12 protein-coding genes and 7 tRNA genes are annotated in these 14,755 nt (G+C 57.4%); 17 read left to right on the forward strand and 2 right to left on the reverse strand.

Features of this window, described 5'->3' with window-relative positions; translation table 11 throughout:
* The first annotated feature begins 13 nt into the window (after positions 1–13).
* The 15 genes from ACIQ1A_RS06370 to ACIQ1A_RS06440 all read left to right on the forward strand — a co-directional run bounded on the left by ACIQ1A_RS06370 (position 14) and on the right by ACIQ1A_RS06440 (position 12,047).
* Complete coding sequence (locus ACIQ1A_RS06370; RefSeq protein WP_395770235.1) at positions 14–1,783, forward strand: copper resistance system multicopper oxidase; 1,770 nt, start codon at positions 14–16, stop codon at positions 1,781–1,783.
* Positions 1,780–2,592, forward strand: coding sequence for a copper resistance protein B (locus tag ACIQ1A_RS06375; protein WP_395770236.1), 813 nt, complete (start codon positions 1,780–1,782; stop codon positions 2,590–2,592). The genes ACIQ1A_RS06370 and ACIQ1A_RS06375 overlap by 4 nt, the downstream gene beginning before the upstream one ends.
* A gap of 97 nt (positions 2,593–2,689) precedes the next feature.
* Positions 2,690–2,766 (forward strand) — tRNA-Arg (locus ACIQ1A_RS06380).
* Between the two features lie 17 nt (positions 2,767–2,783).
* Positions 2,784–2,860 (forward strand) — tRNA-Pro (locus tag ACIQ1A_RS06385).
* 57 nt (positions 2,861–2,917) lie between these two features.
* Positions 2,918–2,994, forward strand: a tRNA-Arg gene (locus ACIQ1A_RS06390).
* A gap of 12 nt (positions 2,995–3,006) precedes the next feature.
* Positions 3,007–3,083 (forward strand) — tRNA-His (locus tag ACIQ1A_RS06395).
* A 125-nt stretch (positions 3,084–3,208) separates the two neighbouring features.
* Positions 3,209–3,293 (forward strand) — tRNA-Leu (locus tag ACIQ1A_RS06400).
* Between the two features lie 88 nt (positions 3,294–3,381).
* Positions 3,382–4,680: a trigger factor gene (tig, locus tag ACIQ1A_RS06405; RefSeq protein ID WP_395770237.1), complete on the forward strand. Its 1,299-nt coding sequence runs from the start codon at positions 3,382–3,384 to the stop codon at positions 4,678–4,680.
* Positions 4,681–4,716: 36 nt separating this feature from the next.
* The gene (gene clpP / locus ACIQ1A_RS06410) at positions 4,717–5,340 is read left to right on the forward strand and encodes an ATP-dependent Clp endopeptidase proteolytic subunit ClpP (protein WP_395770238.1); all 624 of its coding nucleotides are present in this window, start codon (positions 4,717–4,719) and stop codon (positions 5,338–5,340) included.
* Positions 5,341–5,417: 77 nt separating this feature from the next.
* The gene (gene clpX / locus ACIQ1A_RS06415; protein ID WP_297798907.1) at positions 5,418–6,701 is read left to right on the forward strand and encodes an ATP-dependent Clp protease ATP-binding subunit ClpX; all 1,284 of its coding nucleotides are present in this window, start codon (positions 5,418–5,420) and stop codon (positions 6,699–6,701) included.
* A gap of 126 nt (positions 6,702–6,827) precedes the next feature.
* Entirely contained in the window at positions 6,828–9,290 is a 2,463-nt protein-coding gene (gene lon, locus ACIQ1A_RS06420) for an endopeptidase La (protein ID WP_395770239.1), read from the forward strand.
* Between the two features lie 194 nt (positions 9,291–9,484).
* Positions 9,485–9,760 (forward strand): HU family DNA-binding protein, encoded by a 276-nt coding sequence (locus tag ACIQ1A_RS06425; RefSeq protein WP_395770240.1) that lies wholly within the window; start codon positions 9,485–9,487, stop codon positions 9,758–9,760.
* A 71-nt stretch (positions 9,761–9,831) separates the two neighbouring features.
* Positions 9,832–9,906 (forward strand) — tRNA-Val (locus ACIQ1A_RS06430).
* 20 nt (positions 9,907–9,926) lie between these two features.
* Positions 9,927–10,003, forward strand: a tRNA-Asp gene (locus ACIQ1A_RS06435).
* 100 nt (positions 10,004–10,103) lie between these two features.
* Entirely contained in the window at positions 10,104–12,047 is a 1,944-nt protein-coding gene (locus ACIQ1A_RS06440; protein ID WP_395770241.1) for a SurA N-terminal domain-containing protein, read from the forward strand.
* A gap of 58 nt (positions 12,048–12,105) precedes the next feature.
* Here ACIQ1A_RS06440 and ACIQ1A_RS06445 read toward each other — a convergent pair whose 3' ends face one another.
* Positions 12,106–12,870, reverse strand: coding sequence for a lytic transglycosylase domain-containing protein (locus ACIQ1A_RS06445; RefSeq protein WP_395770242.1), 765 nt, complete (start codon positions 12,868–12,870; stop codon positions 12,106–12,108).
* The gene (gloB, locus tag ACIQ1A_RS06450) at positions 12,867–13,631 is read right to left on the reverse strand and encodes a hydroxyacylglutathione hydrolase (protein ID WP_395770243.1); all 765 of its coding nucleotides are present in this window, start codon (positions 13,629–13,631) and stop codon (positions 12,867–12,869) included. Before gloB ends, ACIQ1A_RS06445 begins: the two co-directional genes overlap by 4 nt.
* 60 nt (positions 13,632–13,691) lie before the next feature.
* Here gloB and ACIQ1A_RS06455 point away from each other — a divergent pair, with 60 nt between their 5' ends.
* Together ACIQ1A_RS06455 and rnhA are read left to right on the forward strand one after the other, a co-directional pair.
* Positions 13,692–14,303, forward strand: a complete 612-nt coding sequence (locus ACIQ1A_RS06455) for a class I SAM-dependent methyltransferase (protein ID WP_395770244.1) — start codon at positions 13,692–13,694, stop codon at positions 14,301–14,303.
* Positions 14,304–14,320: 17 nt separating this feature from the next.
* Positions 14,321–14,755, forward strand: coding sequence for a ribonuclease HI (rnhA, locus tag ACIQ1A_RS06460; RefSeq protein WP_395770299.1), 435 nt, complete (start codon positions 14,321–14,323; stop codon positions 14,753–14,755).

The raw sequence follows: 14,755 nt of genomic DNA on the forward strand, positions 1-14,755 counted from the left end.
TACCGTCAACAGTATGTCCTCCCTCGATCCAAGCCGTCGTCGTTTTGTACAGGGTATTGCCGCCGGCGGAATGATGGCCGGTTTCGGCGCCTGGCCAGTGTCGGCGCGCGCAGGGCAAGGCGCTCCAATACTGCGCAGCAGAGATCTGCATCTGCGCATCGGCGAGATGCCGGTCAATTTCACCGGAAAATCCCGAACGGCAGTGGTCGTCAACGACAGCCTGCCGGCCCCCGAAATACGCTGGCGTGAAGGCGATACGGTAACCGTGCGCGTCGACAATCTGTTGCCGCGCGGGTCCCTGTTCGGCCACACCACGTCGATTCACTGGCATGGCATTTTGCTGCCGGCCAATATGGACGGCGTGCCGGGAATGAGTTTCGATGGCATTCATCGTGGTGAGTCGTGGCTTTACCGTTTCCAGCTCAAACAATCCGGTACCTACTGGTATCACAGCCACTCCGGGTTCCAGGAGCAGGCCGGTCTCTATGGCGCATTGATTGTCGAACCGCTTGAACCCGAACCGTTCCGCTATGACCGCGACTATACCGTGCTGCTCAGCGACTGGACCGACCTGTCGCCTGCGGACCTTTTCAAGCGTCTCAAGCAGATGTCAAGTTACGACAATTACGGCAAGCGCACCGTTTCGGACTTCCTGCGCGATACCGAGAAGCAAGGGCTTGCCGGAACTTTGGATGATCGCGGCGCTTGGGGCCGCATGCGGATGACCCCGACCGACCTCTCCGACGTCAATGCCAACACCTATACCTATCTGATGAACGGAACCACCGGCTTGGGCAACTGGACCGGTTTGTTCAAGCCGGGGGAGAAAGTGCGCCTGCGTTTCATCAACGGCTCGGCGATGACCTATTTCGACGTCCGCATTCCGGGCCTGAAAATGACCGTGGTCGCCGCCGATGGGCAGAATGTACATCCGGTCACGGTCGATGAGTTCCGTATCGCGGTGGCTGAAACCTTCGATGTCATCGTCGAACCATCCGGGCAGGACGCATTTACGGTTTTCGCGCAGGACATGGGGCGGACCGGCTTCGTCAGCGGCACTTTGGCGGTGAGGGAGGGGCTGCGTGCGCCGGTTCCGGCAACGGACCCCCGGGTGATTCTCACTATGGAGGATATGGGGCATGGGGGAATGGACCATGGCGCTCACGGCGCAGCACCCAAGGCCGCTTCCCATGAAGGTATGGATCACAGCGGTCATGACATGGCGTCCATGGCCGAAATGGATCATGGCGGTCAGACCATGCAGCGCCATCCGGACAGCGAGGCCGGCAACCCGCTGGTCGACATGCAGACTATGGCGCCGGTGCCGAAACTGGATGATCCGGGCATCGGCCTGCGCGACAACGGCCGGCGGGTGCTTGCCTACGCCGACCTGAAGAGCAGTTTCGAAGATCCTGACGGGCGATGGCCGAAGCGCGAAATTGAACTGCACCTGACCGGGCATATGGAAAAATTCGCCTGGTCGTTCGATGGCATACCCTTTGCCGGGGCCGAGCCGCTGAAGCTGAATTACGGCGAGCGCGTCCGTATCGTGCTTGTCAATGACACCATGATGACCCACCCGATTCACCTGCATGGACTCTGGAGCGATCTGGAGGACGACAAGGGCGGCTTCATGGTGCGCAAGCACACCATCGACATGCCGCCCGGCAGCAAGCGCAGCTATCGGGTGCGTGCCGATGCCCTGGGCCGCTGGGCCTATCACTGCCACCTGCTGTATCACATGGAGTCGGGCATGATGCGCGAAGTGCGGGTGGTCGAATGATGCGCTTCGCGCTGATTTTCTCCCTTATCCTCGCATTGCCGGCTATGGCGCAGGAGGCCACGGAATCCGAACCGGATGATTTCTGGAACATGGATACGCCGAAAACACCGATTCCGCCCGTGACCGACGCCGACCGTGCCGCCGCATTTCTGAAGTTGGCTCATGATCATGCGCATACCCCGGAATGGCAAAGCAAAGTGCTGATGGAAAAGCTTGAACTCTGGGATGCCGAGCATGGCACCGGTATGGCGTGGGAAGGCAAGGCATGGATCGGATCCGACATCAACCGGCTCTGGCTGCGCAGTTCCGGAGAGCGGGTGGCCGGCGAGACCGAGTCTGCTGATTTAGAGTTGCTCTACGGACGCGCGGTTTCGCCCTGGTGGGATGCGGTCGTAGGACTGCGTCACGATGAAAATCCCGGGAGCTCCCAGGACTTTTTGGCCTTCGGATTGATCGGGCTGGCTCCCTATAAATTTGAAATCGAGGCGAGCGCCTATCTTGGCCAGAACGGACAGTACGGTCTGCGACTCGGTGCGGAGTACGAGACACTCCTGAGCGGACGCTGGATACTGCAGCCGGTGCTTGAAGCCGAGCTGTACGGAAAATCCGATCCGCAGCGCGGATTGGGAGAGGGTCTGAATACGCTCGAAGCCGGCCTGCGTCTGCGTTATGAATTCAACCGGAAGTTCGCGCCTTACATCGGATGGAGCCATGTCCGTTATTTCGGAGAAAGCGCTGATTGGCAACGTTTGGAGGGCGGGCCGGGGCATGAAAACCAGCTCGTTCTGGGCCTCAGGGCCTGGTTTTAAGGGCGGAATGAGGGTTTCGCGGACTTAACCTCCGATGACTTGACGGAATTTTCGGTTGACGGCAAAGCTGATTTCATTCATAATTTCATCCCTCAGCGCGCCCGTAGCTCAGCTGGATAGAGCAACAGGCTACGAACTTGTAGGTCGGGAGTTCGAATCTCTCCGGGCGCGCCATTTTTTCAACAGCCCGTCGGGGTTTAGCGCAGTCTGGTAGCGCATCTGGTTTGGGACCAGAGGGTCGGGGGTTCGAATCCCTCAACCCCGACCAATCTGATGCACGAAAAGGCTTCCCTGAAACCGTATCGTGGTGCAGAATCCCCTTTGAGCGCCTGTAGCTCAACTGGATAGAGCAACGGACTTCTACTCCGTTGGTTGGGGGTTCGAGTCCCTCCGGGCGCGCCAGTTTCTCCAGTGGTGGATGTAGCTCAGTTGGTTAGAGCATCGGATTGTGATTCCGAGGGTCGCGGGTTCAAATCCCGTCTTCCACCCCAGTTCAAATTACGGCATAATAGCGACAGTCCGTTGTTGTAACGAAACGGCGCTGGTCTGCGCTTTGCGAGTCCCGTTTACCAAGGGCTTCGCCACGTCCGGCGTCCGAATCATCTGCTCGGTCCATGCGAAAGTGGCGGAATTGGTAGACGCCCTGGATTTAGGTTCCAGTGGGGCAACCCGTGAGAGTTCGAGTCTCTCCTTTCGCACCATCTGCATGGAAGGGTGCTTCAGTCGTCAAGCCCGCTTTCCGCGGGTTTTTTCATTTTTTAGCTGCGCAAAGCGCATGTAGGAGTTGTAATGCAAATTTCAGTCGAAAACACCAGCACGCTCGAACGCCGCATGACGGTTTCCATTCCTGCCGACCGCCTGTCCTCGGTGATTGACGGTCGTCTGCGCGATATGGCGAGCAAGGCCAACCTGAAGGGATTCCGCAAGGGCAAAGTGCCGACCAAGGTCATCGAGCAGCGTTTCGGTCCGCAGGTCCGCTCGGAAGCTTTCGGTGAGCTGATCCGTGCCAGTTTTGATCAGGCTGTGCGTCAGGAAAACGTCCGCATCGCCGGTCAGCCGAGCATCGAGGCCGAGCCGACCGAAGCTGAAAATGAAATCCGCTACACCGCAACTTTTGAAATTGTCCCGGATTTCGGCACCATCGACGTCACACAGCTGCAGATCAATCGCGTGCAGGCAAAAGTCGCTGATGCCGATATCGATCATATGATCGACACCCTGCGCCAGCAGCGTCGGACCTGGGAGCCGGTCAGCCGTGTCGCACAGGTAGGCGACTTGGTTGCCGTCGAAACCTTTGCCAGCACCGCTTCGGCACGCGTGCCTGAAGAGGGTACCGAGAAGGGCGCTACAGTATTGGGTTCGGGCGTCATGTTCCCGGAGCTGGAAGCGCAGCTGTCAGGCATGAATGCGGGTGATGAGCGTTCCGTGGAAATCACTTTCCCGGCCGATTGGCGTGTCCCGGCGCTTGCCGGTCAAGCCGCCAAAGTGACCATCAAGGCCACCCAAGTTTCCGAGCCGCGTATTCCGGAAGCCGATGAAGCCTTCGTCAAGAGCTTCGGCGTCAAGAATGGCAAGCTTGAGGTGTTCCGCAACGAAGTGCGCGCCAACCTTGAGCGTGAACTCAAAGGCATGCTGATGAGCCGTCTGCGTGCGGAAGTCGCCCAGAAGCTGGTCGCTGCCTACAGCCATGTCGAACTGCCGGCCAAGATGATTGAGCAGGAGGCCCGTAAACTGGCCGCCAATGCCCAGGAGCAGGCCCGCCAGCAAGGGCAGGCCGACGCGGTTTATCCGTTCGATCAGTTCATGGTGCCGGCACGTAACCGTACTGCCGCCGGTCTTCTGGTCGGTGAAATCGCCCGCCAGAACGGACTGCAACTCGACTTCAACCGCGTCAAGGAAACCCTGTCGCTCATTGCCTCGACCTACGAAGAACCGAAACAGGTCATTGAATTGTACAGAAACGACCCCAACTTAATGTCAGGGCTGCAGAACCGCGTGATGGAAGAGCAGGTCATCGATTGGGTCGCCGAGCGCGCACAGTCGACCGACCAGGAACTTTCCTTTACTGAAGCGATGCGTCCGGTTTAATCTACCCTGACCACTGCGCATTCGAAGGAGACTGCCATGGCCGTAACCGAAGGACTCAACCTGATCCCCATGGTGGTCGAACAGACCCCGCGCGGTGAACGCTCATTCGATATCTATTCGCGCCTGTTGAAGGAGCGTGTCATTTTCCTGGTCGGCCCGATTGACGATTACGTGGCCAATGTCGTTGTCGCGCAGCTGCTGTTTTTGGAAGCTGACAACCCGGAAAAGGACATCAGCCTGTACATCAACTCGCCCGGCGGCGTGGTTACCGCGGGCCTGGCGATTTACGACACCATGCGCTTCATCAAGCCGGACGTCTCTACCATCTGCGTCGGTCAGGCCTGCTCCATGGGGTCATTCCTGCTTGCTGCCGGAACCAAAGGCAAACGCTACATCCTGCCGAACTCCCGCGTGATGATTCATCAGCCCTCGGGTGGTACCCAGGGACAGGCCAGCGACATCGCCATTCAAGCCAAGGAAATCCTGTATCTGCGCGCCCGTCTGAATGCTGAATTGGCCGAAAACACCGGACAACCCATTGAAAAAATTGAGCTTGATGTCGAGCGCGATTACTTCATGGCCGCCGCAGAAGCCAAGGCCTACGGTGTGGTCGATTCCGTTATCGATCGGCGTCCTGCAGACAGCATCCAGCCGTCTTAATCCCCATTCCCAGGTGCTTTCACCCTGAGCCGCTTGTGCTATGCTCAGAGTGAGTGTCCTTTGCCGAAATCCAGACTATGACAGACGACCGTAAAACCCGCTCCGGTGACACGACTAAGATCCTGTACTGCTCGTTCTGCGGCAAGAGCCAGCATGAAGTCACCAAGCTGATTGCCGGCCCCAGCGTGTTCATCTGCGATGAATGCGTGGCGCTCTGCAATGACATCATCCGCGAAGAACTCCAGGAAAAAGCCGGTTCGGCCCGCAGCCATCTGCCGAAACCCAAGGAAATCCTCGAGGTGCTCGATCAGTACGTGATCGGCCAGCCGCGCGCCAAAAAAACCCTCTCGGTAGCGGTTTACAACCATTACAAACGCATTGAATCCCGTGCCAAGAACGATGACATCGAGCTATCCAAATCCAATATCCTGCTGATCGGGCCGACCGGATCCGGCAAGACCCTGTTGGCTGAAACGCTGGCTCGGCTGCTCAATGTGCCGTTCACCATCGCCGATGCCACCACACTGACTGAAGCCGGTTATGTCGGTGAGGATGTCGAGAACATCATCCAGAAGTTGCTGCAGAAATGCGACTATGATGTCGAAAAAGCACAGTCCGGCATCGTTTATATCGATGAAATCGATAAGATTTCCCGCAAGTCGGAGAATACCTCGATCACCCGTGACGTTTCCGGCGAAGGTGTTCAACAGGCCTTGTTGAAGTTGATCGAGGGCACTGTAGCCTCGGTGCCGCCTCAAGGCGGCCGCAAACATCCACAGCAGGAATTTCTGCAGGTCGACACCAAGAACATGCTGTTCATCTGCGGCGGTGCATTCGCCGGTCTCGATAAGATCATCCAGCAACGCAGCACCGAATCCGGCGGTATAGGCTTCGGGGCCAAGGTCAAGTCGTCCGAGCGCAAGATGGATCTGTCCAAGCTCCTGCACGATGTCGAACCGGAAGATCTCATCAAGTTCGGACTGATTCCCGAGTTCGTCGGTCGTCTCCCGGTGGTGGCCACGCTCGAAGAGCTGGATGAGGCCGCATTGGTCAAAATCCTGACCGAGCCCAAAAATGCCATCAGTAAACAGTTCAAGAAGCTGTTCGAAATGGAGGGTGTCGAGCTCGAAATCCGTCCAGATGCCTATGCCGCGGTGGCCCAAAAGGCGATGAAACGCAAAACCGGCGCCCGTGGTCTGCGCACGATTCTTGAATCTGTCCTGCTCGATACCATGTACGAGCTCCCGTCGCTGGAAAATGTCAGCAAAGTCGTGGTTGATGAATCGGTAATCAATCATCAGGCAGAGCCATACCTGATCTACTCCAACAGCAGCGCCCCCAAAGCCGCATCCGGCGAATAATCGCTTGATCGGGGTGTGACCTAACGGAGCCGAGCGGCTCCGTTTTTTTTACATAAAGGCACTTGCAAGACGCCCGGAAAAGCCCCATAAAGGAAGCATGGCGGGCATTCCCGCGTTGGAGCTTTTATGGATAAAAAACCGTCAAACGATTTCTTTTTGCCCGTGCTGCCTTTGCGCGACGTAGTGGTGTATCCCAACATGGTGATTCCGCTGTTCGTCGGACGGGAACGTTCGATGAAAGCGCTCGATCTGGCGATGGAAGGGGCCGATAAGCAGATTGTATTGTTGGCTCAACGCAGTCCAGATATCGATGATCCACACTCCGAAGATTTATATGACATCGGCACCGTGGCGACGGTCATCCAGCTGTTGAAACTGCCTGACGGCACCATCAAAGTGTTGGTCGAAGGCCTGCAGCGTGTCCAAGCAACCGAAGTCGCCCTGCATGACGACACCCTGATGGCCAAAGCCGCCATGCTGGACAGTACGCCGGTGAAGGATGCGCGCGAGGCCGATGTCGCGCAGCGTACTCTTCTGAATCTTTTCGAGCAGTACGTGAAGACCAACCGCAAGCTGCCGCCGGAGTTGCTCGCGACATTGGCCGGAATCGATGATCCCGGCCGCTTTGCCGATACGGTTGCCGCGCATCTGAGCGTGCGCCTGGCTGACAAGCAACGTCTGCTCGAAACCGTATCCCCCGAGATGCGCCTTGAATTACTGATTGGTCTCGTTGAAGGTGAAATCGATGTCCAGCACATCGAAAAGCGCATCCGCTCGCGAGTGAAAACGCAGATGGAAAAAAGCCAGCGCGAGTATTACCTCAATGAGCAGATGAAAGCCATCCAGAAGGAACTCGGTGATTCTGAAGATGCGCCCAATGAACTCGAAGAACTCGCTCGTAAAATCGCCGAAGCGAAAATGCCTAAAGCGGTAGAGACCAAAGCCAAAAACGAGCTCAACAAACTGAAACAGATGTCGCCGATGTCCGCGGAGGCTTCCGTGGTCCGAAATTATCTGGAGTGGTTGGTCGGCGTGCCTTGGGAAAAGCGTACCAAGGTCCGCAAAGACCTCAAGCTCGCCCAGCAGGTGCTCGATGAAGATCACTACGGGCTGGAAAAGGTGAAAGACCGGATATTGGAATACCTCGCCGTACAGGCGCGCGTGCAGAAGATGAAAGGTCCGATTCTGTGCCTGGTCGGGCCGCCGGGCGTCGGAAAGACATCGCTCGGCCAGAGCATCGCCAAAGCCACAAACCGGAAATTCGTGCGCATGGCGCTTGGCGGCGTGCGTGACGAAGCGGAAATCCGGGGGCACCGCCGGACCTATATCGGCTCGATGCCCGGCCGCATCGTGCAGAACCTCAATAAGGTTGAAAGCAGAAATCCGCTGTTCGTTCTCGATGAAATCGACAAAATGAGCAATGATTTCCGCGGCGATCCGGCGGCAGCATTGTTGGAGGTGCTCGATCCGGAACAGAACCATAATTTCAATGACCATTATCTGGAAGTTGATCTGGATCTGTCCGAGGTCATGTTCATCTGCACTTCGAATTCGATGAATATCCCCGGGCCGTTGCTTGACCGGATGGAAGTCATCCGAATCCCGGGCTATACCGAAGAGGAGAAGCTGAACATCGCGGTGCGATATCTGCTTCCGAAGCAATTGAAGGCCAGTGGCCTCAAAGACGGTGAGCTGCGCGTCGATTCCGAAGCGGTTCGGGACATCGTTCGGTATTACACCCGTGAATCCGGTGTGCGTTCGCTTGAACGCGAACTGGCGAAAATCTGCCGAAAGGTGGTCAAGGAAATCGCGTTGGCAGGCCCGTCGAAGAAAGCGAAAGCCGCAGGCAAGGTGAAATCCTCGAAGTCACAGGCGCTGAAAAAAGTCGGCTCAGCCAATCTCGACCGCTATCTCGGTGTCCGCCGCTTCGATTTCGGCCGTGCCGAAGAGCAAAGCGAAATCGGTCTGGTCACCGGTCTGGCATGGACCGAAGTCGGCGGCGAACTGCTGCAGATCGAGGCGACCCTCATGCCCGGAAAGGGACAGCTGATTTTGACTGGACAACTCGGCGACGTCATGCAGGAGTCGGTAAAAGCCGCTTATACCGTGGTGCGTTCTCGCAGCCTCCAGCTTGGTCTGGATATCGATTTCCACAATAAATTCGATACCCATGTGCATGTGCCTGAAGGCGCAACGCCCAAGGACGGTCCGAGCGCCGGTGTTGCTATGGTTACAGCATTGGTTTCGGCCCTCTCGAAAGTACCTGTCCGCGCCGATGTCGCCATGACCGGCGAGATCACCCTGCGTGGCCGTGTACTGCCGATCGGCGGATTGAAGGAAAAGCTTCTTGCCGCATTGCGTGGCGGGATCCGTACGGTTTTGATTCCTGAAGAGAACCGCAAGGATCTTGCCGATATTCCCGATAACGTCACCCGTGACCTGGAAATCATCCCGGTGAAATGGATCGATCAGGTGCTGGATATCGCATTGGTCAAGCCGATTTTGGAACCGAAGAAATCCCCGTCTGTCAAGAAAAAAGTCGCCAAAACGCGTTCAAAACAAACACATTCCGGCGTGCGCCCTCACTAAGTCGCATAAAACCCTGCGAAGCCTGCAAATAAAGGCTTGCAGGGTATTGCGCATCGCAAGATTCACTGGTATAAATTATTGCAACCGGGCTCTGAACCTTTATTTCAGGCTTCGGCGATATGGTTAAGTTGCGGGACGACCTAAACTTAATTTCTACATTTTCGCGAAATAATCGCATTGGGAGATTTATCAAAATGAATAAAGCTGAATTCGTTGGTGCCGTAGCCGAAAAGGCCGACCTGTCCAAAGCCGCCGCCGCCGGCGCCGTTGATGCCGTCATCGAAGTGATCACCAAAGCCCTGAAAAAAGGCGACACCGTGACCCTCGTTGGTTTCGGTACGTTCTCGGTGCGCAAACGCGCTGCCCGTCAAGGCCGTAACCCGCAGACCGGTGCCACCATCAAGATCAAGGCCTCGAAAAACCCGGGCTTCAAAGCCGGTAAAGCACTGAAAGACGCCGTCAACAAGTAATCTGGCGTTATTTCCGCCGATTTCTGTTGTCTTCCGGCGGTTAAATGGTGTATGCTACGCATCCTGCTTGAGGGTGCTTAGCTCAGCGGTAGAGCGTCTCCCTTACACGGAGAGGGTCGGGGGTTCGAAACCCTCAGCACCCACCAGCGCTTCAAGCAAATGAACTGGAGTGGTAGTTCAGTCGGTTAGAATATCGGCCTGTCACGCCGAGGGTCGCGGGTTCGAGTCCCGTCCACTCCGCCACTGTTGAAAAGGCACCTTCGGGTGCCTTTTCTTTTTCGTGCGTTCCGGTGCCAAAAGCTTCATAATAGTGGCCTTGCCCAATCCGGTTCCGCGCCCCGCCATGCTTCAGAATATTCGTGAAAACTCCACAGGCCCAATCGCCAAGCTAATCCTGGTCATGATCATTGCCGTCATGGCATTTTTCGGTTACGAGGGTCTGAATCCTCCCGGAGCCGGCAACTACGTGGCCAAAGTAACCAAACCCGGAAAACTGCTGGGCTATGGTGAAGATTCAATCGAGGTTTCGGTCGCCGATTATAGCCGCAGGGTTGATCAGGTCCGCCAGCAGCAGCGGCAGCAGCAGGGAGAGGCTTTCGATGCCGCAGCATTCGAGAAGCCCGAGAACAAGCGCCGCATCCTTGAACAGATGATCGATGAGGCCGTGCTGCAGCTTGGCGCTCAGCAGGCCGGTATCCGGATTTCGGATACGATGATTCGCGAAGAGATTCTCAAGATCGATGCCTTTACTGTGGATGGCAAATTTGATCAGTCCCGTTATCAGCTGGCCATCCAGCAATTGGGCTACACGCCTGTCCAATTCGAGGAGCGTATTCGACAGGATTTGATGACCCGCTTCATCGCTGATGAATACGTCAGTTCGGGAATCGCCTCGGACAGCGATGCCATCGCTATGCGCAAGCTTTCCGAGCAGAAACGTGATCTGGGCTATATCGAGGTCCCGTTGCCGGCACTCGATCCGAATGCCACCGATGCCGAACTCACCGCCTGGTACAACAGCCATAAATCCGATTACCGGACCGAGGAAACCGTCACGGTAGAGTATGTGGAACTGGAGCAGAATGCCGTCCAGACCGACATCACCGTCGATGAATCGGTTCTGCGTTCACGTTACGAGGACCAGAAAGCCCAATACGGAACGCCTGAACAGCGTGTGGCGTCGCACATTCTGGTTGAAGTTCCGGCAGGCGCTTCTGCCGCCGCCGAGGCTACGGCCAAAGCCAAGGCGCAAGGCCTCGCCAAGCAGGCCCAGGCCAATCCAGGCATTTTTGCCGAACTGGCAAAGGCCTCCGATGATCTTGCCAGCAAAGATGCCGGCGGCGATCTCGGGCCGATTGAAAAGGGTATCTTCGGCGATGCCTTCGACAAGGCGTTCTTCGCCTTGAAGCCCGGCCAGGTGTCCGAGCCGGTCCGTCTCGAGGACGGCTGGCACATCTTGTTTTACCGTGAGCTGATTGCCGGTACCGCCAAGCCCTTTGAAGAGGTCCGCGCCGAAATCGAAGCCGCTTATCTCAGCTCGGAAATCGAGCGGCAGTTCAACGACCTCGCCGGAAAGATGATCAATGCCGTCGGCGAAAATGCCACTTCGCTCGAGCCTGCAGCCAAGACCGTTGGCAAGCCCCTGCTGCGAACCGCCGCTTTCACCCGCCGCGGTGGCGAGGGCATAGCCGCCCTTGATCCGATCCGCAAAGCAGCATTTTCGGATGATGTTCTGGTCGAGCGCCGCGTCAGTGAGCTCATTGAATTGGAACCCAATCATGTCGTTCTTCTGCGTGTGGTCGACCACAAGCCCGTATCCGTGCTGCCGTTCGCGCAGGTCAAGGATGTGGTGCGTCTCGCCTTCGTCCAGGACCGTGCCGCCAAGCAGGCCGAAAAAGAAGCCAAAGCGCTACTGGACCGTTTGAATAAGGGTGAAACCTTGGAGCAGGTTGCCGCATCGTTAGCACGTCCGGTCATCCCCGCGACTGGTGTCGGCCGTCAGGCGCCCGTACCGGAGCTTCAGCCGGTGGTCCAGGAAGCTTTCCGCCTTGCGCGGCCGAAGAATGGCAAGCCCGGTGGTTCCGGTATCGCGAAACTGCCGGACGGCGCGTATCTGCTGATGCAATTGAAGTCCGTGAACGAGCCGGACCTGTCGGCGATTTCGCCTCAGGAACGTAAAGAAATGACCGGCTATCTCGGCCAGGTCCGTGGTGCCCAGCAGGTCGCTGAATACATCAAGGCCTTGCGCCGCAGCTTCAACGTGGTTATTGCCGAAGACCGTCTCTGATATCAGATACCAAAGAAGTGATTTCCTGACGCCCGGCATGCCGGGCGTTTTCACGCGTTCAATTGCCGTTATCCGGGACTGGTGCAATCGGGTCAGTATCGGCTTCCAGTGGCGTGAATACGGCGTCATTCGGCAGATTGACCCCGAAACTGGCCGGATCGAACATGAAACAGCTCAGCGCCCTAATTTTCTTCACGTAGGCGTAAGTGTGGGGAGCAAGACCGGTGGGTAGACGTTTATCGGCATCCGCCTTGGTCAATCCCTGGCGTCTCAGGCTGACGCGAAGCCGGCTGTCGCCGGCATTGTAGGCCATGATGCCGGTTTGCCAATCGTTGAACATGGTTTGCAGTTTCTGCAGATAGGACAGTGCCGCATCGGTTGACTGGATGACCGAGAACCGTCCGTCTTTCTTTCCACCAATCTGGAGACCGTAATAGCGGCCGGTTTCCGGCATAATCTGCCAAAGTCCAGTCGGTCCGCCTTTGGCAACGGCTTTGGGTTGGAAGCGGCTCTCCACGAAAGGAATCAGGGCATATTCCATCGGTAGGCCGCGTTTACGCGCCTGGTAGCTGACGTGATCGAGTATCGGCAACATCGCAACCAATTGCCGTTCAAAACGCGTTGGATCATGGATGTAATCTTTCATCCATGTGCTCTTGGCGGCGCTCTCGGTGCAGGATGCCGGATCCAGCGCACCGCTGATGCGGTTGAAGACAACCGCGCCGCTGCGTTCGAACGCTGCCGGTTTCAGTGCGTCCTGGGCGCTTGCCAATTCGGCACAGCCCATCGCCGCGATCAGCACCCAGGACGGCCATGGCTTCATCGGAACTGGTCCTTCCATGCACGCAAGGCAGTAAAGCGGGCCAGGCGCGTTACCGGCATGAAACCCAGATGCTGCTTCAGGCCGCTGAGGCTTTCGGGGAAGTCTGTTCGCAGGAACGGATTGCAGGCTTTCTCGATGCCGATTCGGGAGGGCAGGCTTGGCCGCCCGTGCAGGCGTCTTGCCTGGATGTCCTCAAGCAATCGGTCACGATCGGGGTTATTCGGTTCGGCGGCTGCAGCGAATCGGGCGTTCGATAATGTGTACTCATGCGTGCAACAGAGCAGGGTCTCGTCCGGAAGTTCCGCCAGCCGGTCCAACGAGGCCAGCATCTGCTCGGGGCTTCCTTCGAAAAGCCGGCCGCAGCCGAGGCTGAACAGGGTGTCGCCGCAGAATAGGACGTCCGTATCGGTATAGGCGATGTGGCTACGGGTATGGCCGGGCACCGCCAAGACATGGAATGGCGGGAATCCCGGAATCTGCAGGACATCACCATTGCGGGCTATGCAGTCGATGCCGGGGATGCGCTCATCCTCCGGCCCGAAGACGGTGCCGGTGAAGGCGCCCCGCAGAGCGCTCAGACCGCAGATATGGTCGTTATGATGGTGGGTGATGAAGACCGCCTCGATCCGTAGTCCGTCGGCAACGGCGCCAAGCACAGGGCCGGCGTCCCCCGGATCGACCACGATGCTGGCCCCTTCGCTGCCTCGGTAGCACCAGATGTAGTTGTCTTCGAAAGCAGGCAACGCTTGCAGGACTGTCATGGAAGGTGACCGTGGCCGTCATTTGACGCACAATAGACTTAGTTTAAACGGTGTCGGCGCATGACGGGCGAAAACAACTGGTTCGAGACCGACAAAGGCCAGGCGCTGGCCGCCCAAGGCGTTTCAGCTTGCGCCTCTTGGCTCTGGCCGCTGTGCGGCCACAATGCCCTGGTGCTGCAGCCCTGCGCACAGGGGTTGCCCTTGCCCGATCTGCAATGCGCTCCCGTTTATCAGCTTCAACGTGCACAGCAGCGTTTTTACGGGGATGTCATCGCCGAAGACGCCCGATTGCCGCTGGCCAATGAATGCATGGCATTGGTGTTGGCGGCTTTCGTCATGGAAACCGCCGGCAATCCGGAGGCACTCATCGCCGAGTGTGAACGCGTGCTGGTCCCAGAGGGGCATTTCGCGCTGTTGACCCTGAATCCGTTTGCACCTGTGCGACTGACCGGCGTCTGGTCGGACATGCACCTCGCAACAGCCGCGACATGGTCGGCAAAACTGAGTGAGGCCGGACTTGATCTCATCCGCCATGAACGGCTCGGCAATGCTCGACCGCCGGCACTGTGTTCGGTAAACTTTCTGCTGTTGCGGAAACGCAAAGCCGCACTGACCCCCTTGCGGAAAAATGCTGCGGCCGTCGCCTTGGCCCGGGAACGAACACCGACATGAAAGATGCCATTGCCAACGTGCCGCATATCGAAATTCACACGGACGGTGCCTGTTCCGGCAATCCCGGTCCTGGCGGATGGGGTGCCTTGTTGCGTTACGGACAGACCGAGAAGGAGCTTTCCGGAGGAGAAACCCATACCACCAATAACCGCATGGAGCTTCTCGGTGCCATCTGCGCACTGGAATCGCTCAACCGTCATTGCCGTGTCGATCTGTATACGGATTCGCAATACGTGCAGAAGGGCATTACCGAGTGGTTGCCGGGCTGGATCAAGCGCGGCTGGAAGAATGCCAAGGGCGAGCCGGTCAAGAATCAGGATCTGTGGCAGCGTCTGCACGAGGCCAATTCGCGACACAAAGTGCATTGGCATTGGGTAAAGGGTCATGCCGGCCATGCTGAAAACGAGCGTGTGGACGGCTTGGCGCGTCTTGCCGCTGAAACCTTCAAATAG

The sequence above is a fragment of the Arenimonas sp. genome (genome assembly GCF_044353605.1).
In the GTDB taxonomy this organism is placed as follows: domain Bacteria; phylum Pseudomonadota; class Gammaproteobacteria; order Xanthomonadales; family Xanthomonadaceae; genus Arenimonas.